This is a genomic window from Gabonia massiliensis (genome assembly GCF_001403595.1).
Lineage (GTDB): Bacteria > Bacteroidota > Bacteroidia > Bacteroidales > Coprobacteraceae > Coprobacter > Coprobacter secundus.
This window is the reverse complement of sequence record NZ_LN877937.1, coordinates 1-23,773: the sequence shown is the minus strand read 5'-3', so window position 1 is coordinate 23,773 and position 23,773 is coordinate 1. Positions and strand designations below refer to the sequence as shown.

The 23,773-nt window shown below is 39.4% G+C and carries 21 protein-coding genes and 3 pseudogenes; 15 read left to right on the top strand and 9 right to left on the bottom strand.

What is annotated here, in order from left to right:
* Positions 1-11 precede the first annotated feature (11 nt).
* The gene (locus tag BN2628_RS01300; protein WP_021929473.1) at positions 12-281 is read left to right on the top strand and encodes a hypothetical protein; all 270 of its coding nucleotides are present in this window, start codon (positions 12-14) and stop codon (positions 279-281) included.
* Between the two features lie 204 nt (positions 282-485).
* On the opposite strand, the gene BN2628_RS01295 is transcribed toward BN2628_RS01300, so the two are convergent.
* The 4 genes from BN2628_RS01295 to BN2628_RS17365 all read right to left on the bottom strand — a co-directional run bounded on the left by BN2628_RS01295 (position 486) and on the right by BN2628_RS17365 (position 5,176).
* Positions 486-1,544, bottom strand: a complete 1,059-nt coding sequence (locus BN2628_RS01295; protein ID WP_055095701.1) for a class I fructose-bisphosphate aldolase — start codon at positions 1,542-1,544, stop codon at positions 486-488.
* 145 nt (positions 1,545-1,689) lie between these two features.
* Positions 1,690-3,195, bottom strand: coding sequence for a calcineurin-like phosphoesterase C-terminal domain-containing protein (locus tag BN2628_RS01290; protein WP_074023890.1), 1,506 nt, complete (start codon positions 3,193-3,195; stop codon positions 1,690-1,692).
* A gap of 113 nt (positions 3,196-3,308) precedes the next feature.
* Positions 3,309-4,868 (bottom strand): sulfatase family protein, encoded by a 1,560-nt coding sequence (locus tag BN2628_RS01285; protein ID WP_055095697.1) that lies wholly within the window; start codon positions 4,866-4,868, stop codon positions 3,309-3,311.
* Positions 4,869-4,999: 131 nt separating this feature from the next.
* Positions 5,000-5,176 (bottom strand): hypothetical protein, encoded by a 177-nt coding sequence (locus BN2628_RS17365; RefSeq protein ID WP_257606335.1) that lies wholly within the window; start codon positions 5,174-5,176, stop codon positions 5,000-5,002.
* Positions 5,177-5,210: 34 nt separating this feature from the next.
* On the opposite strand from BN2628_RS17365, the gene BN2628_RS01280 reads away from it, so the two are divergent.
* A complete protein-coding gene (locus BN2628_RS01280) occupies positions 5,211-5,426 on the top strand; it encodes a hypothetical protein (RefSeq protein ID WP_044229090.1) in 216 nt (71 codons plus the stop codon).
* 161 nt (positions 5,427-5,587) lie between these two features.
* On the opposite strand, the gene BN2628_RS17360 is transcribed toward BN2628_RS01280, so the two are convergent.
* Positions 5,588-5,728: a hypothetical protein gene (locus BN2628_RS17360; protein ID WP_257606334.1), complete on the bottom strand. Its 141-nt coding sequence runs from the start codon at positions 5,726-5,728 to the stop codon at positions 5,588-5,590.
* Positions 5,729-5,954: 226 nt separating this feature from the next.
* Between BN2628_RS17360 and BN2628_RS01275 the strand changes: the two genes are divergently transcribed.
* From BN2628_RS01275 to BN2628_RS01225, 11 genes are all read left to right on the top strand, one after another.
* Positions 5,955-6,905: a bifunctional helix-turn-helix transcriptional regulator/GNAT family N-acetyltransferase gene (locus BN2628_RS01275; protein WP_044229087.1), complete on the top strand. Its 951-nt coding sequence runs from the start codon at positions 5,955-5,957 to the stop codon at positions 6,903-6,905.
* Between the two features lie 12 nt (positions 6,906-6,917).
* Positions 6,918-7,373, top strand: a complete 456-nt coding sequence (locus tag BN2628_RS01270; protein WP_074023889.1) for a cupin domain-containing protein — start codon at positions 6,918-6,920, stop codon at positions 7,371-7,373.
* Positions 7,374-8,347: 974 nt separating this feature from the next.
* Complete coding sequence (locus BN2628_RS01265) at positions 8,348-8,887, top strand: TetR/AcrR family transcriptional regulator (RefSeq protein ID WP_055095693.1); 540 nt, start codon at positions 8,348-8,350, stop codon at positions 8,885-8,887.
* 9 nt (positions 8,888-8,896) lie between these two features.
* Positions 8,897-9,346: a DUF2867 domain-containing protein gene (locus BN2628_RS01260; RefSeq protein ID WP_082430116.1), complete on the top strand. Its 450-nt coding sequence runs from the start codon at positions 8,897-8,899 to the stop codon at positions 9,344-9,346.
* Between the two features lie 91 nt (positions 9,347-9,437).
* Positions 9,438-10,565, top strand: a complete 1,128-nt coding sequence (locus BN2628_RS01255) for a GyrI-like domain-containing protein (protein WP_055095691.1) — start codon at positions 9,438-9,440, stop codon at positions 10,563-10,565.
* A complete protein-coding gene (locus BN2628_RS01250) occupies positions 10,562-11,245 on the top strand; it encodes a 4Fe-4S dicluster domain-containing protein (protein WP_055095688.1) in 684 nt (227 codons plus the stop codon). Before BN2628_RS01255 ends, BN2628_RS01250 begins: the two co-directional genes overlap by 4 nt.
* A gap of 1 nt (position 11,246) precedes the next feature.
* Complete coding sequence (locus tag BN2628_RS01245) at positions 11,247-12,092, top strand: RteC domain-containing protein (protein ID WP_055095686.1); 846 nt, start codon at positions 11,247-11,249, stop codon at positions 12,090-12,092.
* A 216-nt stretch (positions 12,093-12,308) separates the two neighbouring features.
* The gene (locus BN2628_RS01240; RefSeq protein WP_055095684.1) at positions 12,309-12,662 is read left to right on the top strand and encodes a helix-turn-helix domain-containing protein; all 354 of its coding nucleotides are present in this window, start codon (positions 12,309-12,311) and stop codon (positions 12,660-12,662) included.
* Complete coding sequence (locus BN2628_RS01235) at positions 12,625-14,670, top strand: bifunctional DNA primase/helicase (protein ID WP_055095682.1); 2,046 nt, start codon at positions 12,625-12,627, stop codon at positions 14,668-14,670. The genes BN2628_RS01240 and BN2628_RS01235 overlap by 38 nt, the downstream gene beginning before the upstream one ends.
* A 19-nt stretch (positions 14,671-14,689) precedes the next feature.
* Positions 14,690-14,968: a helix-turn-helix domain-containing protein gene (locus BN2628_RS01230; RefSeq protein ID WP_055095680.1), complete on the top strand. Its 279-nt coding sequence runs from the start codon at positions 14,690-14,692 to the stop codon at positions 14,966-14,968.
* A gap of 403 nt (positions 14,969-15,371) precedes the next feature.
* Positions 15,372-15,890, top strand: a complete 519-nt coding sequence (locus BN2628_RS01225; RefSeq protein WP_055095678.1) for a dihydrofolate reductase family protein — start codon at positions 15,372-15,374, stop codon at positions 15,888-15,890.
* Between the two features lie 97 nt (positions 15,891-15,987).
* Here BN2628_RS01225 and BN2628_RS01220 read toward each other — a convergent pair.
* Together BN2628_RS01220 and BN2628_RS01215 are read right to left on the bottom strand one after the other, a co-directional pair.
* Positions 15,988-17,509: pseudogene (locus BN2628_RS01220) on the bottom strand (DNA topoisomerase).
* A 26-nt stretch (positions 17,510-17,535) separates the two neighbouring features.
* Complete coding sequence (locus tag BN2628_RS01215; protein WP_055095675.1) at positions 17,536-18,858, bottom strand: DUF3945 domain-containing protein; 1,323 nt, start codon at positions 18,856-18,858, stop codon at positions 17,536-17,538.
* 223 nt (positions 18,859-19,081) lie between these two features.
* Between BN2628_RS01215 and BN2628_RS01210 the strand changes: the two genes are divergently transcribed.
* Positions 19,082-22,132, top strand: coding sequence for an N-6 DNA methylase (locus BN2628_RS01210; RefSeq protein ID WP_055095673.1), 3,051 nt, complete (start codon positions 19,082-19,084; stop codon positions 22,130-22,132).
* Positions 22,129-22,791, top strand: coding sequence for a hypothetical protein (locus BN2628_RS01205; RefSeq protein WP_154668358.1), 663 nt, complete (start codon positions 22,129-22,131; stop codon positions 22,789-22,791). The genes BN2628_RS01210 and BN2628_RS01205 overlap by 4 nt, the downstream gene beginning before the upstream one ends.
* A gap of 19 nt (positions 22,792-22,810) precedes the next feature.
* Here BN2628_RS01205 and BN2628_RS01200 read toward each other — a convergent pair.
* Together BN2628_RS01200 and BN2628_RS01195 are read right to left on the bottom strand one after the other, a co-directional pair.
* A pseudogene (locus BN2628_RS01200) lies at positions 22,811-23,110 on the bottom strand (hypothetical protein); the annotation flags it as partial.
* A 4-nt stretch (positions 23,111-23,114) separates the two neighbouring features.
* Positions 23,115-23,773, bottom strand: a pseudogene (locus tag BN2628_RS01195) (DNA topoisomerase); the annotation flags it as partial.

Below are 23,773 nucleotides of genomic sequence, written 5' to 3'. Positions count from 1 at the left end.
AACAAACCATTATGGAAGAAAATTGGTTGATACATAGCAACGAACTTCACCTGATAGAAACAAGTGAAATTCATAAAGCTATAGAAAAAATGATAGACAGATTAGGCATAGCAGCCGGTTCTACCGACGGATTCGATTTATATAAAGTAATCGAAACCTACTTCAAGGATCTCGATAAACGCCATCAAATAAATAAATTATTAAGGATACCGGATAAAAACACGTATCATGCCGAAGAAATAATTGAAGAAGAAATCATAAAAAACGAAATTAACGGATAATAGTAATCCCGCATTTTCAGGTGTGTTGTTTAACACACCTTTTTTATCATCAATAAACACACAAAATTGTGGATAGTTCCTTTTTAGACACTGTCCATAAAAATATCATTATCCTTTTTCAATCTTACTATTACAAACCATCCCCTCCCCAAAAGAATATTTTGACTATTCTTTTTGAGAGGGAATAATTCTCCTTCACTTTTTCTATGCTATCGTAATATCCTTATCAAGATATACATCTTGAATAGTATTCAGCAGTTCTATACCTTCTTTCATCGGACGTTGGAATGCCTTACGGCCACTGATAAGTCCCATACCACCGGCCCGTTTGTTTACAACGGCAGTCACCACAGCGTCTTTCATATCAGACGCACCCAAAGATTCGCCTCCTGAGTTTATAAGACCAACACGCCCCATGTACCCATTCACAATTTGATAACGGCACATATCTATTGGATGTACTGACGACAGTTCTGTATACATGCGCTTATCGCTCTTTCCGAAACCAAGATTCACAAATCCGCCATTATTAACCGGTAATTTTTGTTTCACAATATCAGCTTTAATAGTCACTCCCAAATGGTTGGCCTGCCCGGTCAAATCTGCAGAAGCATGGTAATCCACATCATCTTTCTTAAATGCTTCATTCCGTAAATAACACCACAAAATCGTAACCATACCTAACTCATGAGCATATTCGAATGCTTCGGCCACCTCTATTATTTGGCGGTGACTTTCTTCTGACCCAAAATATATTGTCGCCCCAACTGCCACGGCCCCCATATTCCAAGCCTCTTTTACTGAACCAAACATTATCTGATTGTAAGTATTGGGATAACTTAACAGTTCATTATGATTAAGCTTTACAATAAAAGGTATTTTATGAGCATACTTTCTCGCTACAGAACCTAAAACGCCAAATGTTGAAGCCACAGCATTACACCCTCCCTCAACGGCCAAACGAATTATATTCTCCGGATCAAAATATAGTGGATTAGGAGCAAATGACGCCCCCGCAGTATGCTCTATACCTTGGTCTACTGGTAATATAGAAAGATACCCTGTGCCTGCTAATCGACCATGATTAAGCAAAATCTGGAAATTATTCAATGTCGGAGTATTCCTGTCTGATTGTACCCAGACCTTGTCAACGACATCAGGCGATGGTAGATGAAGAAGAGATTTATCAATGGTTTTACACGTATAATCGAGATAATGACTAGCCTCATCTCCTAACAAATCGACTATTTTTTTTGTACTCATATATTCAATTTTTTATTGATTCTAAGCCCCTACGACAGACGCTTAGAATCAATCATAATATTACTATGTATATATACAAGTACAAAAATGAAAATGTTCAACAAATAAATATTTTTTATTTTTTTACTTTTATCTCTTATTGCATCTACTCTTTTACAAAAGACATAGCCCCAGTCACATCAAGGCCATATTTATCATAAGCTTTTATCTTTACAAAATGAGTACCAGGCGTTAAAGCATCTGGATATTCTATTTTCCATATATGAGGAGATTTTTGTCGACGTAAAACTGCACGACGGCTATATTTCGTAGGATAACCTGCGGTTTTATTCCAATACAACATGCGGCTTACATTAGGGGCAATCATCAAAACATGTTGCATCGTATTCCAAGTGCCATTATCAAGCTGAATTCTCACTTCTGTACTATCACATCCGCCATACACATTTACTATTATCGTATTCGGTTTCAGCGTATCCAGGCCTGGTATCTTACCATCAATAGAATCCAATCCATTTACCCATATATCCATTTGACGATTCGAATCAAGACCTACACCTTTGAATTTAATATCATACCCTATTCTGTCAAAATCTAATGTAAAGTATCCCCTGGGACTTCCACATTGCATTATGGCAGCAGGAATTCCCATCCAATCCCGTTCACCGACCCACCAACTTCCACAAGTAGCACCGACACCTAACTCATGTATACGGACATGATCACCAACCATAAAATGGCGGGCTATCTGATGAGTATGTCCTGATAGCACCAATACATCACCTCTACCGGCCAGCAGACCAAGAATCTGTTCTTTTTGAGCTGTATACATCATAGGTATATGTTGGCATATCACTATACGATTTTGCCTGGGCACCAATTTCAAATCATTTTTCAAGAAACGTATTTGTTTATCATTATAACCCCCATTATACCCCCTTTGTCCATCAGGAAAAATATTATTAATAACAATGAAATGAATACCTCCACGATTGAACGAATAAGTTGCTGCACCAAAATAAGTATTAAAAACAGATTCCTGTTTTTCCGGCCCATGAGTCAAATCCCTATCATGGTTTCCTAATACAGTCCACGACGGAGTAGGTATCACTCTCATCATACCATACATATTCTTTAAATAAGGAAAAGGCTCATTTACTATATCTCCAAGATGAATGCTAAAATCTATATCTCGACGCTCTGCCAATTCAGAGAGAATCGTAGCTCCCGCATAATTTTCTTCCGAATATTTTCCTACCTGCATGTCTCCGACTGCCGCTACTCTAAAAGATGGAGCAACAACTATTCTGGAAAGTGCAAAATCTACTCTGTTCTTTGCCGGTACATCTCCTGCCGGAAAATAAACATAATGGGAATTTTCTATTTGTTCATTTGTAGTTGTCAACGTATATTCCGACGGCAATATGGGAAAAACACTCTCTCCAGAAAATACCGTCAACGAATACTCCCCATTCCGATTGGTCATCACAATGGTATCACCATTCGATACAGGTATGCCCCTCAAGACGGGCTCACCCTTATCATATTTTCCATTTTGATTTTTATCCCAATATACTCTCCCCGTTACAATCGATTGTGCCACTGACATCCCTGGTAAAAAGAATAACAAACAAATAATCCACTCCCTCATATCTTACTTTTTATACTAAATGAGAATATATAAAACTTCTAATATTCAAAGTGCACCCCAAAAGTCCAAGTTTTAACTTTTGAAGTGCACTTCATAAATCATTTTCAAACACTCTATTTTACGACTGCCGTTCTCTGCTGCTCGTCAGCAATAACCTTTTGCATCTGCTCCAATATGGCAGGATATGTCTTGGCCAGATTTTCAGTTTCCCCGGGGTCTTTCATCATATTATACAACTGCGGTTGCGGGTTGTTTCCCAATTCCATTTTAGTATATTGTTCAATAGCCGGGCCACCATTGGGCTGTATATACTTCCATCCATCAGCCGATATTACCGAAAGATTATTATTCAACGATTGTTCTATAACATAGTCTCTGCCTCTAAGGTCTTTGCCAAGCCATGCCTCTATCTGATTTCGACTGTCAGGAGCCACACTATCAGGTAACTGTATACCGATAAGAGAAGCCAAAGAAGCAAACCAATCAATCTGCGACACCAATGCCCCAGAGACCCCGAATTCCACTCTTTGAGGCCAACGCACAATACAAGGCACTCGAGTCCCGGCTTCGAACGAACTATATTTTCCTCCTCTATACGGTCCCCATGGTTTATGGTCACCCAACAGTTCCCAAGCCTTGTCAGCATAACCGTCATCCACCACAGGCCCATTATCACTCGAAAGAATAATCAAAGTATTGTCTGCGATATTAAGACTATCTAACAAATCTAAAACTTTTCCTACAGTATAATCAAACTCTAATATAGCATCTCCACGCAGGCCTAATCCACTTTTTCCAACAAAACGGGGATGAGGAACTCTCGGAACATGAATATCGTTTGTACCTAAATACAAAAAAAAGGGATGCTGCTTATTTTGCCCAATAAATTGTAACGCGTTTACCAATATACTATCACCTATAGTCTCATCCTTCCACCGCGCAGAATGCCCCCCCTTCATATAACCGATACGAGGTATTCCGCTAATAATAGACTGGTTATGCCCATGATTGGGGCTGGGCCTCATCACGGTTGCAAGTTCAGGATTTGTCATATAAGTAGGTTCTCCCGGAAATGGTGTCGTATAGCTTACCTCAATAGGGTCGTCAGGAGAAAGATTTACAACTCTTCCATCACGCATCCATACGCAAGGTACCCTGTCTCCTGTAGCCGCCATTATATAAGAATAATCAAAACCTATGTCTTTCGGACCTGGAGTTACTGTTCCATTCCAATCTTGTGTACCAGCTTTATCCCCTAAACCTAAATGCCACTTTCCGACAACACCGGTTACATAACCCGCCTGCTTAAACATATCAGCTATAGTTGTCCGTTCAGGACGTATAATCATACCGGCATCACCCGTCGCTATCCCTGTCCCTTCACGCCTCCAGGCATATTCACCTGTTAACATTGAATAGCGTGACGGGGTACTGGTAGCAGCTGTCGCATGAGCATTCGTAAAACGAATACCATCTTTCGCTAAACGATCCACATTCGGAGTTTCTACCGTAGCATATCCATTACAACTAAAATCACCATATCCAATATCATCAGCATAAATAAATATAACATTGGGCAACTCTTGTGATGCGCTTTTCTTTTCTCCTTTGCATCCTATAAATGCTAATAACGCCATAGACGGCCAAATTCCGTTTCTAACAAAATGTTTCATCAGGCTTTGTTTTTAGATTTGAGTATATATACCTTACACTATACGACTCCCAATTTTGTCCTTCCCCTTTATCTATCTTTAAAAGCTCTAAATTTACTAAATTATTTTTTATTTACCTACAATATATTACACTATATTATTTCCCTACTTTCGCTAAGTCCGGGATGTATCATTGCAATCATAAAAGATGCTGGTGTAAGAACTGTTACTTCCGTCCTGTTGGAACCCTCCGGGCGCAGACGTCCCCGAAGCAGGGAGACAGCCCTTGTCCAATGAGGCTTGGGGTGATTTACCACCAGTACAAACATAAGGATACGGCTTTGACAAGACCGGCAAGATAGTATGATGAAGCGAACAAATCCGGCTTCCTTGCTTTTGGAAGGCGGGGCCAAATCCGTACGGACACATCATTTGGAAACCATACACCTCTTTGAAAAACGTTCTACAAACGCTGCGTCCGAATCTTGCAGTGCTAAAATAAAGAGTTTCCCTTCTCAGTTCAGAAAAGAAAAGGACAAGGCGGCCTTTCTGTTCAGACCGCCCCCAATTTATGCGTAAGCAATGAAGCCCTCTGATTTTTACGTCACCCCCTTTTTATGACCCTTTCGCATCTTGGAGCACAGACATTATACAAAGAAAAACTCCTACAATACCCAGACATTGTAGGAATCGTACATTTACTGTCCGTTTCTGTCCAGCGTTCCAGTGATCCGCTTGGATTATGAACCAAACGTTATTTCTTCCTCAATATCAGTACTTTCAGAAATTTTGGCTTTGCATCCGTCACACTTTAGTCCTGAAAAACTATTTGCTCTTGTCCGGTGTCTGCCTGCCAACATCTTGGGTTCGAACGTACGCATTATTTTTGAATTCTGCAAACCGTTAAAATAAACATTCTAAGGTTAGTGCAAGGTGCAAGCTATATATAGATATATACTTGCACCTTACACTAAAAATTTGTAGGCATAAATTCTCAGAATAAACTTATTACTTGCCAAGAAAGAAAATATTTTCTGTACTTCTTTTGCAGATAAAAGTTTGTTTTATATTTTTGTGTAATCAATTACGTTTTTAATAATATATAATATGGAGTTTTTTGAAAAAACAGGTAAAATGGCCATTGGTAGCAGATTACGTATGCTTACCGATAAAGTTACGGCTGACGCATCTCAAATTTATCAATTGTATGGTGTGGAAATAAAGCCTAAATGGTTTCCCGTTTTTTTTGTATTATCCGATGGAGAAGCTAAGACGATAACGGGTATTGCCAAAGAAATAGGCCATACTCACCCGTCAGTAAGTAATATTGTAAAAGAAATGGATGCGAAGGGGCTAATAAAAGAAATAACAGACAAAACAGACAAAAGAAGAAATGTTATTGTTCTGTCTGATAAAGGAAAAGAAATGGCAGATATTTTATCTACGCAATGCTCTGATGTAGCAACAGCAATCGAGAATATATCAAAAGAAACACGTAATGATTTATGGAGAGCTATTGAAGAATGGGAAGAATTACTCTCTGAGAAAAGTTTATTTCAACGGGTGAAAGAAGCGAAAAAGGCAAGAGAAAGCCATGATATACAGATAGTTCCTTATAACCCAAGTTTTCAAGCTATATTCAAATCGTTGAATGAGAATTGGATAACTGCCCATTGGCGTTTAGAAGCACATGATTTGGAATATCTCGATTATCCCCAACAAAATATTATTGATAAAGGTGGATATATTTTTGTTGCGACTTACAAAAACGAACCAGTTGGCGTATGTGCTCTCTGCAAAATGGATGATTTAATATTTGATTACGAATTGGCAAAACTTGCTGTCAGCCCAAAAGCACAAGGGAAAGGTATTGGTATTCTGTTATGTAAAGCTGCTGTAAATAAGGCAAAAGAACTCGGAGCCAAGAAATTATTCCTTGAAAGCAACACACTGTTAAAACCTGCTATCCATATATACAAAAAGATAGGATTCAAAGAACTTTCTGAATATCATCCTGCTTATGAAAGAGGTAATATTCAAATGGAGCTGACAATATAAATCACAATATTTATGCTTAGTAGATTATTCGTTTTGAGTGTAGCTAATTTATGTAAGTATCCTTTTAATGAAAACATATTGAAAACAGATAACGAAAAAACAATTAATCTAAAAAGTAGAAAGATGATAAAGACAAAAATTGTAGTACACAAAAAAGATGCCTTGAAAAAAGTATTTAAAGGTGTTTCATTGGATTCTTTGGCAATTGGTGAAAAGTCAATGGTAACCAAGATGAATTATGTAAAAGGCAATTTCGCCACAACACATCAACACCCGCATGAGCAATGCGGCTATGTCATTTCAGGGGAATACCGATTGAAAGTGGAAATACCGGAAAAAAATATTGATATATTGCTTCATCCAGGCGATAGCTATGCTATTCCTGGAAACACGCCCCATTCGTTCGAAGTTATTGAAGGTGGTGAAGTTGTTGATGTGTTCACCCCTCAACGAGAAGATTACTTGTAATAACTGAGAATCCACCTTGCTGTTGATTTTAGCAAGGTGGATGACTTACAAAAGAATTTGCAGATGAAAGAGAACCTTTCCCCAATATTAGTTCTAATAAATAGATGAAATTGACCTCTACGGCTACGATATTATTCCTACTTCTCTTTCAATGGCGCATCAGTTACAAGACGTATTGAATGATTTAAGAAATCAATTACGAACTTATGTTTTCCCCACTAAGGAAGATGAAATATCATTCTTTAAGTCCAAGAAGCCGGAAATACTTGGTCGATAGTGATACGCGCGATAATCGGTGCGTTGCCGTCCTTCTTTACGGCATTCCGTTTGACGAAATAGAGTAGCTTAAAAGTACTTCTCATAATCTCTTTTTTTAGTTACAAACTTAAATTGACAAACTGAAAATGAGATATTTGCAGTACGGACAAATCAAGACAACAAACCGCCGATTTGGGACATCCCGTGACCTAAAATCTTAGAGGGTGGACAAGTCACGAATTGGTCACGAAAGTGTGTCTTTTTGAGACCTTTTCATGTCTTAGGGCACAGACATTATACAAAGAAAAACTCCTACAATACCCTGATATTGTAGGAGTTGTACATTTACTGTCCAGCGTTTCTGTGATCCGCTTGGGTCTTGAACCATGCGGATCACAAGTCTTAAAATCAATATTTTAGCGTACCTCAATCTTTAAGGAGGTACGAATTAGGCACTTTTTTCAAAGAACATTTGACTTCCCTTGTCAGGATTGTGTCTGCCTTTATCTTCGGTTCAAAGATACTACTTTATTTTCAATTATGCAAATTGTTGAAAATAAATGTCCTACGGTTAGTGCAAGGTGCAAGCTATATATAGATATATACTTGCACCTTGCACTAATTTTCTTCATAAAATAATAGGGCTGTTTGCTTAATCAAGATTTCGTTCATATATTTGCATACCATATAGTATGGTATTGTAAAAAAACAGCAATATGAAGAAAGTAGAGAAAAAACAATGGTTTATTATTGGGCTTCAAATTATAAAAAACAGTGGGGTTACAAAAATCACAATAGACAACTTATGTAATCTCTTGGGAATTACAAAAGGAGCGTTTTATCATCATTTCAAAAATATAGACGGGTATATAGATGCTCTTATGGCTTTTTGGGTAAAAGAGAATACACTTGCATTTATTGAAAAAGTAGAAAAATTAGGGAGTTCAAAAGAGAAGTTACATACCTTATCTCAAATGTCTGCTTCTTCTGAATACAAATGTGAGGGACGAATTAGAGGGTGGAGTTATACAAATGATATTGTACAGCAATATGTTGCACAAGTAGATAAATTGAGATTAGACTATTTGACAAAGTTAATCCAAGATTGTGGCTATGATATGGAATATGCGCATAAAATAGCTACTATCCATTATTCCTTATTGATTGGATTGCAACATATCTGCTCTGAAATCCCTGCTTGTGATTTCAATGAACTTCAAAATATGCTGATTGAAAAATTTGAAACAAAACAATAAAAGTAAATCATGAAACAAAAAGATAGTTTGATTGTCAAATATCTCCCAGCAGACTATAAAGATTGTTTTTGCGAAAAACTTACAAATAAGCCAAATGTAGCTGTAAAAGAACTGTTTGATTTAATGTTCATCCAATACCCTAAATGGGTATCATGGTTATTGAAGTTACGTGATTTTATTGTAAAACCATTAAATATAAAAGCAAGTAAATCGTTCAAAGAGTTAATCATAGAACAAAATAGCCACGAGATCATCTTAGGGACAAAAGATAAGCATTTGACATTCTATGTGTCTATATCTTGCATTGAAGCAAAACGAAATGAACAAATAGCAAGTATAACTACACTCGTAAAATACAATAATATTTTAGGTAAAGTGTATTTTCTTGCGATATGGATATTTCACAAATTTATAGTTCATAGACTATTAAAAAGAGCTGTTAGGAAGTATGACAAATAAAATTTTAAAAGAACATATTAAAAGATAGCTATTTATGGTAACTCTTTTCATAACCCATTAAGTAACTTTGCTTCCGATAATCAAAATAATGATGCAAACAGATACAGAAATAAAATATTGCCAAACTTGTGGAATTCCCTTGAATATTGACTATAATAATCTTGGGGAAAACATAAGTACGGAGTATTGTGACTATTGCTTAAAGCATGGTGTCAAGGGGTATGATTTTTCAATGGACTATCTGATTTACCTTTGGGGACTTTTCCCGGAAGAATACTATAAAGAAGTAGGCATATCCTATACTTCATCAGAAATTAGGGATATAATGTCAAGACGGCTTCCCGAAATCAAACGATGGAAACAAAAAATCAATACGGCACACGTACTGTATGAGTTGATTGTGAGAATACAAGAATATATTAACCGACATTTGTTCGATGAACTTAGTTTAGATACCCTGTCGCAAGCGGCAGGTATTTCCAAATACCATTTCCGGCGTGTTTTCAAAGCTGTATGTGGTGAAAATGTCGGGCTTTACATTCAACGGTTGAGATTAGAATATATTGCTTTCAAGTTAATATCAACCAATATAAGCGTTACAGAGTTATTATGCCAAATAAACTACCAAAATAAACATACACTTTCAAGAGCATTCAAGAGTTATTTTAAGTGTACGATACCGGAATTTCGGAAGCGACACTCCAATGCAGACCCTGCGGGAATACATCCAGTGCAAATAGTTCCTTGCATTGAGAAAATTCCAACAATCCGTATTGTCTGTTTGAAATTGGAATGGACTGAACACATAAACCATGATTTTACGGTATTATGGAAACAGATTCTACGTCTTTCTGAAAATTGCAATTTGCAGTCAAACGGCTGTAAATACATAAGCCTTACATTAGATTGTCCACTAATTTCTTCGGAAGAACAAATTCGGTTTATGGTGGGTATAACTGTTCCAGAATCATTTAACGTACCCAATGGCTTTTCTGTTTATGAAATTGAAGCAGGAGAATATGCAGTATTTCAATTCAAGGGGTTATATCACGAATTGAACAGAGTATATCGTTACATATACCTTGATTGGTTACCAACAAGTGAATATACGCTACGAGAACCCTATACATTTGAAACCTATCTCAATACCCCCGAAAAGACCCCTGTTTCGGAGTTGAGAACGGATATTTATATTCCTATTGTACGAAAGAACAAATGAATAGCTTAAACAAGGAAATTGAACAACAGCTAATAAATGAAAATACCGATTTTATTCGCTTCGTGGATATTTCCACACTAGATATACAACAAAACCAGGGGCTACCGTATGCCATATTGATAGGAATTGCCTTAAATCCACAATTTATCAAAGCTGTACATGATAGTCCTGATTATGTGCATACACTCAGTGATGAATATGCACAAGTAGAAAAGCGGGTGGGATTAATTGCGGACAAACTGACTGACCTACTTGTCAGAAAAGGTTACAAAGCACTATCACAGTCAGACAATGCTTTGATAACCGAAAATGCATTTGACTTCGCAACAAAAACATCCGTTCTACCACATAAGACCATTGCCGTACTTAGCGGTAATGGTTATATCGGTAAAAACAACCTGTTCATTACGGCTGAATATGGAGCCGCACAATGTCTTGGTACTGTCCTGACAAATGCACCACTATCAATAATGAAGCACGAAATCAAACCATCGCAATGTGGTAATTGCAATATATGCAAGAATGTATGTCCACAAAAAGCGTTGAACGGAGTTCGATGGGACATAAATGTTTCAAGGAATGAGATAGTAAATGTTTATGCCTGTGTTGCGTGCTTGAAATGTTTAGTTTATTGTCCGAAAACCCAGGCGTACATGAAACGATATATCACTATGAAATAAAATGAAGGAGTATATAGGTAATATATTGCAGGAAATAGACATAGAGATTGACGAAATCGACCTCTACGGCTATGATATTATCGAAACTTCTCTTTCAATGGTACATAAGCTGCAAACAATTCTTGATGAATTGAGAACAAAAATACAAACCTATATATTTCCAACCAAAGAGGACGAAATCTTATTTTTCAAGACACAGAAACCGGAAATACTTGGTCGGTTGTTATTCTTTTATAAAATATACAAGATTGAAACACAATGTCCTAATGGTAGCGATGAAGTAATTAGGAAGCATATCAATCGAGAACTGGATAGTCTGACCTATTTCTTCAATCGTAATTTGGACTTTTATCAATATTACCGTTCACACTCTACAGTGTACGATGAATATTACTTTATACGCGGGAAAGCAGATTTGCGGTTATGTACCGATAGCGCACAGTTTGATAAAGACCCTAATTTCTCAACAGGATATGACTATAAAGTGGCAAAGATTATCGTCAATGAAATGCTACGCATTTATCTTAATAAACGATTGGTGAAACTGGGAACAGATAATCATATAGAAGATAATCTACAAAGATGCTTCAAATACCCGTTCCGCTTCACAGGTAAAAAGTCATATCTTATCGAGCTTGGATATTCTCTTGTATCTTCAGGCGACATAAACAATGGTAATGTGGAAATAAAAGAAATGATGAATTTTCTTAGTACGATATTCCATATTGATTTAGGGGATTATTATGCTTCATATATAGCTATGAAAGAGAGAAAAAACCGGACGGCATATCTTCATCATTTGATAGATAATCTTGTTAAGCGGATGAATGAAGATGATATGAAATAATCCTCTGTATTATTGTCTGTAGAAGTACCATGTTGACCCTAATATGGTGCTTCTTTTTTTGTAGGTAAGTCCTTTGAAAAATCACCCCTTTTCAGAGGACTTATCCGTCATTTTACTCGATTTTTCCCTCAAAAAAGTAATACCATGATAGGTACAACCATGACTTTGGGGCTATTTTTTCTACCGAACTTTGCGGCAAACCAATAAGTTAGCAATATGGATGTGATTACGATTGAATCAAAAGCCTATAAGGAGATAGTGGCTAAGATAGATGTGATAGCCAATTATGTGTTTTCACAGGAGGACACGAAAAACGAGGATGAAATCTGGGTGGACAGTTACGAAGTCTGCACATTTCTCCAAATCAGCGACCGAACATTGCAACGTTTGCGTGCAAAAGGTGTAGTCGCTTTCTCCAACATAGGAGGACGGTGTTATTACAAGATAGGCGAACTGAAACGCCTGCTGGAAGAACGGCTGATAAAGAGTAATGACGAATGTATGCGTAACCTGATAACCAATCATGAATTGTATGCTAAGGAAAGAAGAAATACTAAGCAGGACAAATAACGGCTTGTCGGTGTTCAAACACTACCTGCCCGGTAACTGGCGTATCGGTAGGAACTTTCTCAATCCGTTGTATAAAGACAACAAGGCTTCCTGCAACATCTACTTCGACCGTCATAGCGGTATGTACAAGATGAAAGACTTCGGTAACGACAATTACAGCGGCGACTGTTTTTTCCTCGTGGGGCAACTGAAAGGGCTGGACTGTAACCGGGCTTTGGACTTCATCGAGATACTGGAAACCATCGACCGGGACTTGGGACTGGGTTTATCTTCCGGGACATCCGTTCCTATATCCCAGACTACCGACAAACGTATTGCGGCGAACACACCTGTTGAATCGCCCGAAAAGCCTGTCAAGCCTTACCAGTTTAGGGAACAGAAATTTTCCACCGCAGAAATGGAATACTGGCGGCAGTACGGCATCACTCCCGAAGTGCTGGAGCATTACAAGGTCTGCTCACTCCGGGAATACAGCAGTGAAACGGTAGAGGGAAAGCCATACACCTACATTTCATCGGCGGCTGAACCGATGTACGGCTACAAGGGCAAACAGTATATCAAGCTGTACCGTCCCTTTTCCACACCCCGTTTCCTATATGGCGGTAGCTTCGGGGAAAACTACTGTTTCGGGTTGGAGCAACTGCCTGCCAAAGGTGACACATTGTTTATTACGGGTGGCGAGAAGGACGTACTCTCACTGGCAGCACATGGTTTTCATGCCATCTGTTTCAACAGTGAAACGGTAATGATACCGTCCACGCTGGTTTATCGACTGACGTTCCGCTTCAAGCACATTGTCCTGCTTTTCGACATGGACAAGACAGGCAGGGAGAGTTCAAGTAAACAGGAAAGAGTGCTGGGGGAATTTGGCGTGAAACGCCTTTCGCTCCCACTTCCGGGCACAAAAGAGGAAAAGGACATATCGGATTATTTCAAGGCAGGAAACACCCGTGAAGATTTCCTGAAATTGTTTATCAGATTTTTAGACGACCTATATAGCGACACACTGATTATGCTTAAATCATGCGAGATAGACTTCAACAATCCGCCAGTCAAAGCACAGGTCATTATATCGGCGGGCGATGTTCCACTGGGAACACAAGGCAACCTGTTCGGCATCACCGGGGGCGAGGGAACGGGCAAGAGTAATTATGTGGCCGCAATCGTGGCAGGCTGTATCTGCCCGCCAGATACGGAAACAGACACGCTGGGCATACGGATAACCGCTAACGACAGGCACAAGGCGGTTTTGCTCTATGATACCGAACAGTCGGAAGTACAGCTTTTCAAGAACGTAAGCAACCTGCTGGTACGAGCGGGGCAAAAAGAAAAACCAGAAGAACTGAAAGCGTTCTGCCTTACGGGAATGTCCCGAAAGGAGCGGTTGAACGCCATAATACAAAGCATGGATAAGTTCTACTACCAGTATGGCGGCATCCAGTTAGTTGTCATTGATGGCATCGCCGACCTCGTAAAGAGTGCCAACGATGAAGCAGAAAGCGTAGCGGTGATAGATGAACTGTATCGATTGGCTGGTATCTACAACACCTGCATACTTTGTGTACTTCATTTTGTCCCGAACGGATTAAAACTGCGTGGACATCTTGGAAGCGAACTGCAAAGGAAGGCAGCTACCATCCTGTCAATCGAAAAAGACGATGAACCCACGCAATCGGTAGTGAAAGCCCTGAAAGTAAGGGATGGAAGCCCGCTGGACGTACCGCTGATGCTTTTCGCATGGGACAAGAAAGCCGGGATGCACACGTACCGGGGCGAAAAGCCACGTGAAGAAAAAGAAAAACGCAAGGAAAGGGAACTGGTGGGTGTAGCCCGTGACATTTTCGGGCGGCAGACACACATCACCTACATAGACCTTTGCGAACAGTTGCAACAGGTACTGGACATTAAGGAGCGGACAGCCAAGAACTATATCCGCTTCATGCGGGAGAAAGAAATCATCCTGAAGGACCCGGCAAACCAGAGTTATTTTATGATAGGTCTCATTTAATTTCAATCGGGGGTAGCTTATGTATATAGACAATGACAATTTCGTGGCATGGATGGAGCGTATCATGGACAGGCTCGACATGCAGGATAAAAAGATAGACCGTCTGATGAACAGCCACAACTGCCTGAACGGTGAAAAGCTGCTTGACAATCAGGACTTATGCTTTATGCTTAAAGTGAGCGTCAAGACCTTGCAGCGTTACCGAAAGAAAGGCATATTGCCCTATCTTCTTCTGGACGGAAAATATTACTATCGGGCAAGCGACATACACAGGCTTATTCGTGAGCGCACGGATTAGACAGTGTTTTTTGTCATCATTCAATTAGTCGTGTCCTGCCCTGTTGTGATAACACGGCAGGATTTTTTATTATATGCCATGATTTCTAAATGATTTTCATTACATTTGCAAAAGTAGTACAAGGGAATAGCGGCGATTGAACAGTTTTGACTGTGATTTCGTCTTTATATATAATATTGAAAATTAGCGTTCCGCTGAACGTCCTGATACGAAAACTGGCAAATTTTCAAATTGAGGGGATATTCAGTGCAGGATACGTTATGCAATCGCATAGCGTGGTCTTGCCTGTTTCCTCAAAGGTATTGCCAGTACCACGTATCGAAGCAGTGTAAGAGCCACGCTTCTTTTTTAGGTACTGGCGGACAGTTGAATACGAATATTAAACTGTTAAATACCTGATAGTATGAAACAAATAAAAGCGCACATCGCCGTATCTCTTGACGGACATACAGCCACCTTAGACAAGGAACTGGACTGGTTACCCCGTGAAATAAAAAACATCGTTGGCAAGCAATACTTGGAAGCGGATTGCCTGCTCATGGGAGCGAACACCTACAACTACATCTTTGAACACTGGGGCGGGTGGCCGCACAAAAGCAAGCGGTCTTTTGTGGTGTCACACTACGACACCAACGTAACGCCGGACTACGGGGTGGAGTTCCTGACCGAAGAACCGCTGCAAAAGGTTTATGAACTGAAACAAACGCATGACATACTGGTGGTGGGTGGCGGAAAACTGATTACCTCGCTGATAAAAGCCGGACTGCTGGACAGTCTGACAATCTATATCGTTCCCGTCATGGTAGGCAAAGGCATCGGCTTTGTCGGGGAAACATTCGGCTCGCAGTGGAAGTTGTCGGAAAGTAACGTATTAGGAAACGGAATTGTCCGTTCGACCTACCTGTTTGACGGGAACATATAAAAAATGCGCCCGGTTTCCCTCCGGGCGCAACCACTAAAATTTCAATTATCATAAGCCTTAAAACCCATCACAATGAAATTTCAGCGGTAAAGATAAGTCATTTCTTCGGCTTTCCTTTCTTTTCAGGGAATGAAAAAGCGACATTGAACTGTTCGTCCAGTACTAGCGAAGCATCGAAAACCTTGCCGTTCTTTCCCTTGAAGCCCTTGATTAACCCGGTCTTCCGCTTCGTCACCAGTTCGACAACCTGCTTGTCGGTCAGTTGCTTGTCGCACTTGTTACGGAATATGGTAAGCGTACAGTCCACGTTGGAACATTTCGCCACTTTCGGGTAGAACAGGATGCGTCCGCTGCCACATTTCGGACAGGGACAAGTTTCACCTCCGGCAATGGACAGTTGTACGGAAAGCAGTTCCGCCGTGATTTGGGCGGCATAGACCTCGATGCCTTTCCTGAATGTGTCGGCATCCATGCTGCCCGCTTCTATCTTGGCAAGGGCAGTTTCCCACATACCCGTCATCTCGACATCGGCAATCTTCTTGTCCTTGACAATCCTGTAAACGGCAAGTCCCTTTTCTGTGGGTATAATATTCCTTTTCTCACGTATAATGTACTGGCGTGCGAACAGTGTTTCTATAATCGCCGCACGGGTGGCTGGTGTACCTATCCCGGCATCTTTCAGGCTGGCTTTCAACTCGGCATCTTCCAGTTCCCTGCCCGCATTTTCCATTGCGGCAAGCAGGCTGCTTTCCGTATGCAGAGGCTTCGGCTTGGTCTGCTTTTCGAGCAGATCCACGCCGGAGAGCGACAAGGTTTCTCCCTCCTGAAGCTGTGGCAGTCCGGCAGCTTCTCCGTCCTCGCCTGCTTCCTGTTCGTTGAACACAACCCGCCATCCGGCTTCTTTCATTATCGCCCCTTTTACGGTGAAATCGGTATTTCCGGCGGACAATACAGCGGTGGTAAAGTCTTTCACGCATTTGTCCGAAAAGGCTTCCAGCATACGCCCGGCTACCAGTTCATAGACCGCCCTTTCATCTTCGGAAAGTTCATCGGGCAGGTTCTCGGTAACGATTAAGGCATGGTGGTCGGTTACCTTGCCGTCATTCACGCTGCGGCGGTTCAGTGTGTTGCTGTTCAAGCTGGCAGCATATCCGGCAAAGCGGGGGTATTGTCCCAGCAGTGCGATGCGTTCCGGCATTTCCTCGAAAACATCCTCCGAAATATAACGGCTTCCGGTTCTCGGATAGGACATCACTTTCTTTTCATACAGGCTTTGTGCTATCGAAAGCGTCTTGTCCGCTGAAAAATCCAGCTTCGTGTTCNAACACCTCCTTAATCACTTTCAACTGTTTCAACACGCCGGGGTCTGCCTTGTAGCCCTTCTCTGCTTTCACCTGACGGGGGATTAGCCGGAAATCGGACGGAAGTATGGGCAGGCTCTCCCTGCGAAAATTTGCCACGCCGTAGGCTTCGGGCATGGCAAGCTGTATCAAGTGCCCGAACGCCCATGTCACCATGTACCCGTTGCCGGACAGATACCCGTCATTCCTTTGTGTCGCCCCAATAATCCGGGCGATATCTTTTGCCACGCTGGGCTTTTCCGCTATCAATGCAATCATAATTCTTCACTTTTTAATGGTAGGTACTACATTTTCATCCCTCTGGACTTCTTGGGCTTGTCCGCTTTCAGGCTCTTGTCATGTGCTTTTTCCTGTTTCTCTTTCTGCTTGGCAGTGGGTTTCTGTTGTCCCTGTTTCAGCGGCTCTTTGGTCTGTTTGGTTGCTTCATCGGTCTTTCCTCCAGAATTGACCGCTACCTGCGTCCGGCTCTCGGAAACGGGGATAACATCTTTCGGCTGCACCTTGCCGGAGGATTTACCCTGTACTCCAGGTTGCACATGACCGTTGAACTCCACACCCTTGCCGTCCTTTAATCCTGTGACCTGCTGCTGTGCGGGCTGCTGCCCCTGCTGCAAGAACTGGACGGCAGACCTCGGCAGGAACTCCAAGCCACGCTCCACTGCGCTGACTTGAAGATAGGCACTGCGTTTCGTCCCGTCCTTGAATTGCAGGTTTTCCATCTTGACGGGTTTCCCGGCTTTAAAAGCGGCTTTCTGTTCCGGGCTTACTTTCACGCCACAAACGGTATCGGGACATTTCCACTTGTCTGCCCGCATGTACTCCAGTTCGTGGGTGTACCTGTCCCGGCTGACGAACACGGGGATTTGCTCCCCGTTTTTCGGGTCTTTGATTTGGATAATACCGCCCAAATTGCCAGTTCCCAGCAGGTTGCCTTGTTCCTGCTTGGAAAATTCGTGCCCGTTATACGGGCGTTGAAGCAGCTTTTCATCCATTTGCACGCCGTGCAGCTTAGGCACTACCATCCCGTCCTTTGCCTGATAGAAAGAGAGCTTGACATCGGTAGGTTTAAGGTAGAAACCGCCTACCGTCCCCGAAACGGTATAGGTGTTGCGGGATTTGTAGCCACGCATCACCCTGTCGAAATCCTTTGTGTTTTTCAACGTGTCGGCGGTAATGCCAACTTTCTTCAAGTCCTCCCAGTTGATTTTAGCCGGGTCGAAACGGTAGTCCTGCCTGCCCTCGTTATTGTCGGGATTCGGAACTCGCAACATTTCCACCCGTCTGTCGCCCTCCGGCGTTGGGTTGCGGTGGTTGTCCTCGATAGCTTTTGCGTCCTGTTCCGCTTCCGTAGCCTTGCTGCGGAACAAAGCCAGTCCCTCCGTGTCCTGATACCTGCGGAAGAAATTGGAAATGAAGTTGCTGAACACATCGCTGTTCCTATCCACCTGCATAAACTCACCGCTATGGGATTGGGTCGGTTCTACGGTCTGCAAATTACCCTCGTTGTCGATACCTTTAACGGCACTCACTTTTCCTTGCTGTTTATCCAAGACCAGCATCACGTCTTTTTCCTGCCCCTCTGCGGGCGGGTTCATTCTGTTTGCCATAAATAATTGGAATTTTAGTGGTTACGGGATTATTCCCGTCCAAAGGTAACGACTAAATATGCTATATTTTGACAAGCGGCAATGAGTGTCCCGATTTGTCCTGCACTGTCTAAATTTGTCTTATATATCAGAATCAGATAAAAACATGATAGTAAGTGATTTTTTCTTTGTACTTTTGCATAATAAGGCATTTGTATAATGCGGAACTATACTTTAAGCAAAAATGATTAGAATAGAAAACATAATAGCATCTCTTGGGTTAAACGAAAATAATGGACTTTTTTTTGTTAAGGATAGTCTTTGGAAAGCGAAAACGTCTTTCCCTAATAGAATAAAAAAACTAATAGAATACAAAATAAGGCCGGATGCTTTTTTTTGTTTTGATAATAAGCCTTTGCTTCTGTTTTTTGATAATCCTTCTAATAAGGAAGAACTTTATGAAGCTATATGGAACTTTAATGAATCACCTATAGCTATTATCATTGAAAATGACCATGTTGATATATACAATGGATTCAACTTTCTGAAAAATAAGAAAGCGTTAGAAAAATTTGGGGGAATTGACAAACTGGACAATTTTTCTTATTTTGAATTAGTCACAGGTAAAACTTGGGAAAAATATGCTGAACCTTTAGATTATAAAAATAGAGTTGATTATTATCTGCTAAAAAATATCGATGCAGCTAGAAGGATTTTAATCTCTGAACAGAAGTTAGCTTCCAAAATTGCTAATGCCTTAATTGGAAAAGTTATTTTTGTTCGATATTTAATAGATCGTAGGGTAAAACTTTGTTTTGAAGGAATTTCCAAATATTGGACTAATGAAGATTTTTGTAATCTTCTTAGTAATCCTCAAAAGACTAGAGACTTCTTTGATTATTTGGAAAATCCAGAAACAGGCTTTAATGGAGACTTATTTCCTTTACATGATGAAGAGTATATTCAAATACAATCTATTCATTACAATACTATAAAAAAATTATTAAAAGGAGAAGATTTGGACAATATGCAACCTTCTCTTTTTGAATTTTACGATTTTTCAATCATCCCTATAGAATTTATCAGTAATGTATATGAACTTTTTATAGGAAAAGATAATCAAGAGAAAGAGGGGGCATACTATACACCTTTGTTTCTTGTTGACTATATATTGAAAGAAACCATTGAAAACAAATTAAATACTCAAGAAAATTACGATTGCAAAGTTTTGGATCCAGCGTGTGGTTCAGGAATTTTTCTTGTTGAGACTCTTAGAAAAATAATTGAAAAATATATATCATCAGGAGTAGATGTAAAATCCATAGAATTTAAAGAAACTATTAAAGATATTACAAAAAAAAATATTTTTGGTGTCGATAAAGATTTAAATGCTGTTCAAGTTGCGATTTTTTCTATATACTTAACGCTATTGGATTACTTAGACCCTCCAGCAATAGAAGACTTTAAATTTCCTAGGCTTATCAATGAAAACTTTTTTGAATCAGATTTTTTTAACGATAAAGCTGAATTTAACACTCTGTTTAAAACTATAAAATTTGATTTTATAGTTGGTAATCCACCATGGAAAGGTGGAGGTATAGGAGATTTAGGTAGTAAATATTTGAAAGACAGAAAAAAGAGAGAAAAAGAACAGTCCCTAAAATTTGATATAGCTATTAACAATAATGAAATAGCAGAAGGTTTTGTATTTAGGGTTAGTGACTTTTGTTCTGACATAACTCAAGTTGCATTAATTATAAGAAGCAGTAGTTTATATAATCTAGGATATAACAAAGAGCATAATAGTTCATTTAGGCAATACTTGCTAGAAGAGTTTTTTATTGATCGAGTTTTCGAATTGGCACCTGTACGGCATGAGGTTTTTGAAAAATCAAATGATCCAGCAATAGCCCCTGCCGCAATATTATTCTATAGATATGCCAAAGGAGCAAACACGAATAATAACATTGTAAATCATATTACATTAAAACCTAGTCGTTTCTTTTCTTTATTTAAAATATTTACCATAAATAGGAGTGACTACAAGTTAGTTCAACAAAAAAAGTTTAAAGATTTTGATTGGCTTTGGAAAGTATTAGTATATGGTTCATATTTAGATTTTAATTTTTTGAAACGTCTAACAGACGAATATGATTCAATAAGAGATATAATCTCTGATAAATCTAAATTTATTGAAGGTACAGGTATTCAATACAGTAGCAATCCATTATATGATGCTACTCATTTAATCGGACATCCTTTTATAGATTCATATAGTGTAAATTCATTTTTTATTGATTTTTCAAAAATTTCTCTTTTTGAAAAATTGAAAGTACATAGACGTAGAGATGAAAGATTATTTAAAGCGCCAATGCTCTTAATAAGGGAAGGTATTGAATTACATAACTTGACTGCCAAATGTGCTATTTCAACACAAGATGTGCTGTTTAAGGATTCAATAACATCTATTAAAAGTCTAAGTAATAATAATATAGATACAATCTATAATATAGCTGCGATATTAAGCTCTTCTTTGTTTGCTTATTATGCTATAAATACATTTGTGTCTATTGGTATTGAACGAGAAAGGGTTAAAAATTATAACAAATATAGCTTGCCTTATATTGATTTAAATGTTAAAGATAAAATCAAATCAATTGAAAAGGCATATCAAGAGATATATTTAGAGAAAAAAGAGGTATTACAAGATAACCAAAAGATAGATGCGCTAAATAAAAAGATTCAAACAGAATTAAACAATATAAATGAAACAATTTATAGCAGATTAAAATTAAATGAAATCGAGACTGCATTAATAAAATACTCATTAGACATTAATCGGATTTTTATTGTAGGAAATAATGAAGAAAAAGTTCGGTTGTTTTTCCCTTTAAAATATGAAGATGTTATTATAAATAAATATGTGTCATTGTTTATACAACAATTCAAATCGAAATTAAGTAATGAAAACAGAAAATTCATTGCTGAAATATGGTATACAGAACAAATTATAGGAGTATTTTTTAGAATGATTCCCATACAAGATTATCAGCAAGATATAGTATGGATCAATAAGCAAAATAACGCTGAACTAATATCTTTTATATCTAAAATAGGAGTAGAAAAAATTACAGATAAATTATTCGTGCAAAAGGATATCCGTGGATTTGATTCAAACGGTAATGATTTTTTCATTATAAAACCTAATGAAAAGCGTCTATGGTATGAAGCTATTGGCTACATAGATGTAAATGAGTTTTCTGACGCTATTATTAAAATAGGGAGGGGCTTATGATGTTTTCAGAATTAAATGCTTCAACTTATAAATATTCGTCTGTTTATTATTATGCAGAATTTGAAAGTATTTTATCAAAAATAATAGCTTGTTACCTTTTAATGTTAAAAGAAAAAGTAGACGTTTATAATGATGAAAATAAGATTAGGGATGTAATAGTAAACAATTATTTAAAAAAAGAGCATTATAAGCAACAATTTAATCTTACGAATTATTTATTTGATTCTGAAACACCTGAAAATAAAGGAAGAATAGATATTAGAATAATGCCTATCAACCCATTTAAAGGTGATGAAGCATACTATATTATAGAATGTAAAAGATTGGATGCCAACAATCCTAAAGGTACAAGTGGATTAAATGGAGAATATATTTCAGAGGGAATTTGTCGTTTTACTTCCTCTAAATACTCATGCTATTATAAAACAAATGGTATGATTGCTTTCATCGTACAACCTATAAATATTCAAGAAAATATTGATTCTCTTAATTACATTATAAAAACTTCAAGTTTCCCTTCCCATACAATACAAAATATACAACAGCGAAAAATAGTCAATAATTTCGATTATTCATATTATTCAATACATAGAGTTAATAATAATAATATAACGATTTATCATTTGATGCTCGATTTCTCAAACAACATAAAGAAGTAAAGTTAAATGATTCTATACATTATTCATACTTCAGTAGATTTTGCAATTTAGGATCATTCTTGATACGGGTTATCTCGTCCTCGACAATCTGCCGGACTTCCTGACGGATGCGGTCATAGTTGGCTTGTATCTCTTCCTGCATCCGGTCGTTGCCGTCCTTGTCGGTGAAGTCAATAATCTGCGGCAGCTTCACGTAACGGGCAGTTTCCCGTTTCACCTTCTCGTTGTCCACCACGATTTCACAGTGGAAAATCTTCTGTTCTATCCGTTCATCGAAGTTGTCCGCCACCGCCCCCACGAACATGCCTTGCGTGAGGTTGNTTGCCGTTCTTTCCCTTGAAGCCCTTGATTAACCCGGTCTTCCGCTTCGTCACCAGTTCGACAACCTGCTTGTCGGTCAGTTGCTTGTCGCACTTGTTACGGAATATGGTAAGCGTACAGTCCACGTTGGAACATTTCGCCACTTTCGGGTAGAACAGGATGCGTCCGCTGCCACATTTCGGACAGGGACAAGTTTCACCTCCGGCAATGGACAGTTGTACGGAAAGCAGTTCCGCCGTGATTTGGGCGGCATAGACCTCGATGCCTTTCCTGAATGTGTCGGCATCCATGCTGCCCGCTTCTATCTTGGCAAGGGCAGTTTCCCACATACCCGTCATCTCGACATCGGCAATCTTCTTGTCCTTGACAATCCTGTAAACGGCAAGTCCCTTTTCTGTGGGTATAATATTCCTTTTCTCACGTATAATGTACTGGCGTGCGAACAGTGTTTCTATAATCGCCGCACGGGTGGCTGGTGTACCTATCCCGGCATCTTTCAGGCTGGCTTTCAACTCGGCATCTTCCAGTTCCCTGCCCGCATTTTCCATTGCGGCAAGCAGGCTGCTTTCCGTATGCAGAGGCTTCGGCTTGGTCTGCTTTTCGAGCAGATCCACGCCGGAGAGCGACAAGGTTTCTCCCTCCTGAAGCTGTGGCAGTCCGG

Excerpts from the sequence above, each read along its gene's own strand:
- BN2628_RS01230 (WP_055095680.1), top strand. The coding sequence starts at position 14,690 with ATGTATATAGACAATGACAATTTCGTGGCATGGATGGAGCGTATCATG.
- BN2628_RS01275 (WP_044229087.1), top strand. The coding sequence starts at position 5,955 with ATGGAGTTTTTTGAAAAAACAGGTAAAATGGCCATTGGTAGCAGATTA.
- BN2628_RS01265 (WP_055095693.1), top strand. The coding sequence starts at position 8,348 with ATGAAGAAAGTAGAGAAAAAACAATGGTTTATTATTGGGCTTCAAATT.
- BN2628_RS01215 (WP_055095675.1), bottom strand. The coding sequence starts at position 18,858 with ATGGCAAACAGAATGAACCCGCCCGCAGAGGGGCAGGAAAAAGACGTG.
- BN2628_RS01205 (WP_154668358.1), top strand. The coding sequence starts at position 22,129 with ATGATGTTTTCAGAATTAAATGCTTCAACTTATAAATATTCGTCTGTT.
- BN2628_RS01280 (WP_044229090.1), top strand. The coding sequence starts at position 5,211 with ATGATGAAGCGAACAAATCCGGCTTCCTTGCTTTTGGAAGGCGGGGCC.
- BN2628_RS17365 (WP_257606335.1), bottom strand. The coding sequence starts at position 5,176 with ATGTTTGTACTGGTGGTAAATCACCCCAAGCCTCATTGGACAAGGGCT.
- BN2628_RS01235 (WP_055095682.1), top strand. The coding sequence starts at position 12,625 with ATGCTAAGGAAAGAAGAAATACTAAGCAGGACAAATAACGGCTTGTCG.
- BN2628_RS01300 (WP_021929473.1), top strand. The coding sequence starts at position 12 with ATGGAAGAAAATTGGTTGATACATAGCAACGAACTTCACCTGATAGAA.
- BN2628_RS01255 (WP_055095691.1), top strand. The coding sequence starts at position 9,438 with ATGCAAACAGATACAGAAATAAAATATTGCCAAACTTGTGGAATTCCC.
- BN2628_RS01270 (WP_074023889.1), top strand. The coding sequence starts at position 6,918 with ATGCTTAGTAGATTATTCGTTTTGAGTGTAGCTAATTTATGTAAGTAT.
- BN2628_RS01250 (WP_055095688.1), top strand. The coding sequence starts at position 10,562 with ATGAATAGCTTAAACAAGGAAATTGAACAACAGCTAATAAATGAAAAT.
- BN2628_RS01260 (WP_082430116.1), top strand. The coding sequence starts at position 8,897 with ATGAAACAAAAAGATAGTTTGATTGTCAAATATCTCCCAGCAGACTAT.
- BN2628_RS01245 (WP_055095686.1), top strand. The coding sequence starts at position 11,247 with ATGAAGGAGTATATAGGTAATATATTGCAGGAAATAGACATAGAGATT.
- BN2628_RS01240 (WP_055095684.1), top strand. The coding sequence starts at position 12,309 with ATGGATGTGATTACGATTGAATCAAAAGCCTATAAGGAGATAGTGGCT.
- BN2628_RS01225 (WP_055095678.1), top strand. The coding sequence starts at position 15,372 with ATGAAACAAATAAAAGCGCACATCGCCGTATCTCTTGACGGACATACA.
- BN2628_RS17360 (WP_257606334.1), bottom strand. The coding sequence starts at position 5,728 with ATGCGTACGTTCGAACCCAAGATGTTGGCAGGCAGACACCGGACAAGA.
- BN2628_RS01290 (WP_074023890.1), bottom strand. The coding sequence starts at position 3,195 with ATGAGGGAGTGGATTATTTGTTTGTTATTCTTTTTACCAGGGATGTCA.
- BN2628_RS01295 (WP_055095701.1), bottom strand. The coding sequence starts at position 1,544 with ATGAGTACAAAAAAAATAGTCGATTTGTTAGGAGATGAGGCTAGTCAT.
- BN2628_RS01210 (WP_055095673.1), top strand. The coding sequence starts at position 19,082 with ATGATTAGAATAGAAAACATAATAGCATCTCTTGGGTTAAACGAAAAT.
- BN2628_RS01285 (WP_055095697.1), bottom strand. The coding sequence starts at position 4,868 with ATGAAACATTTTGTTAGAAACGGAATTTGGCCGTCTATGGCGTTATTA.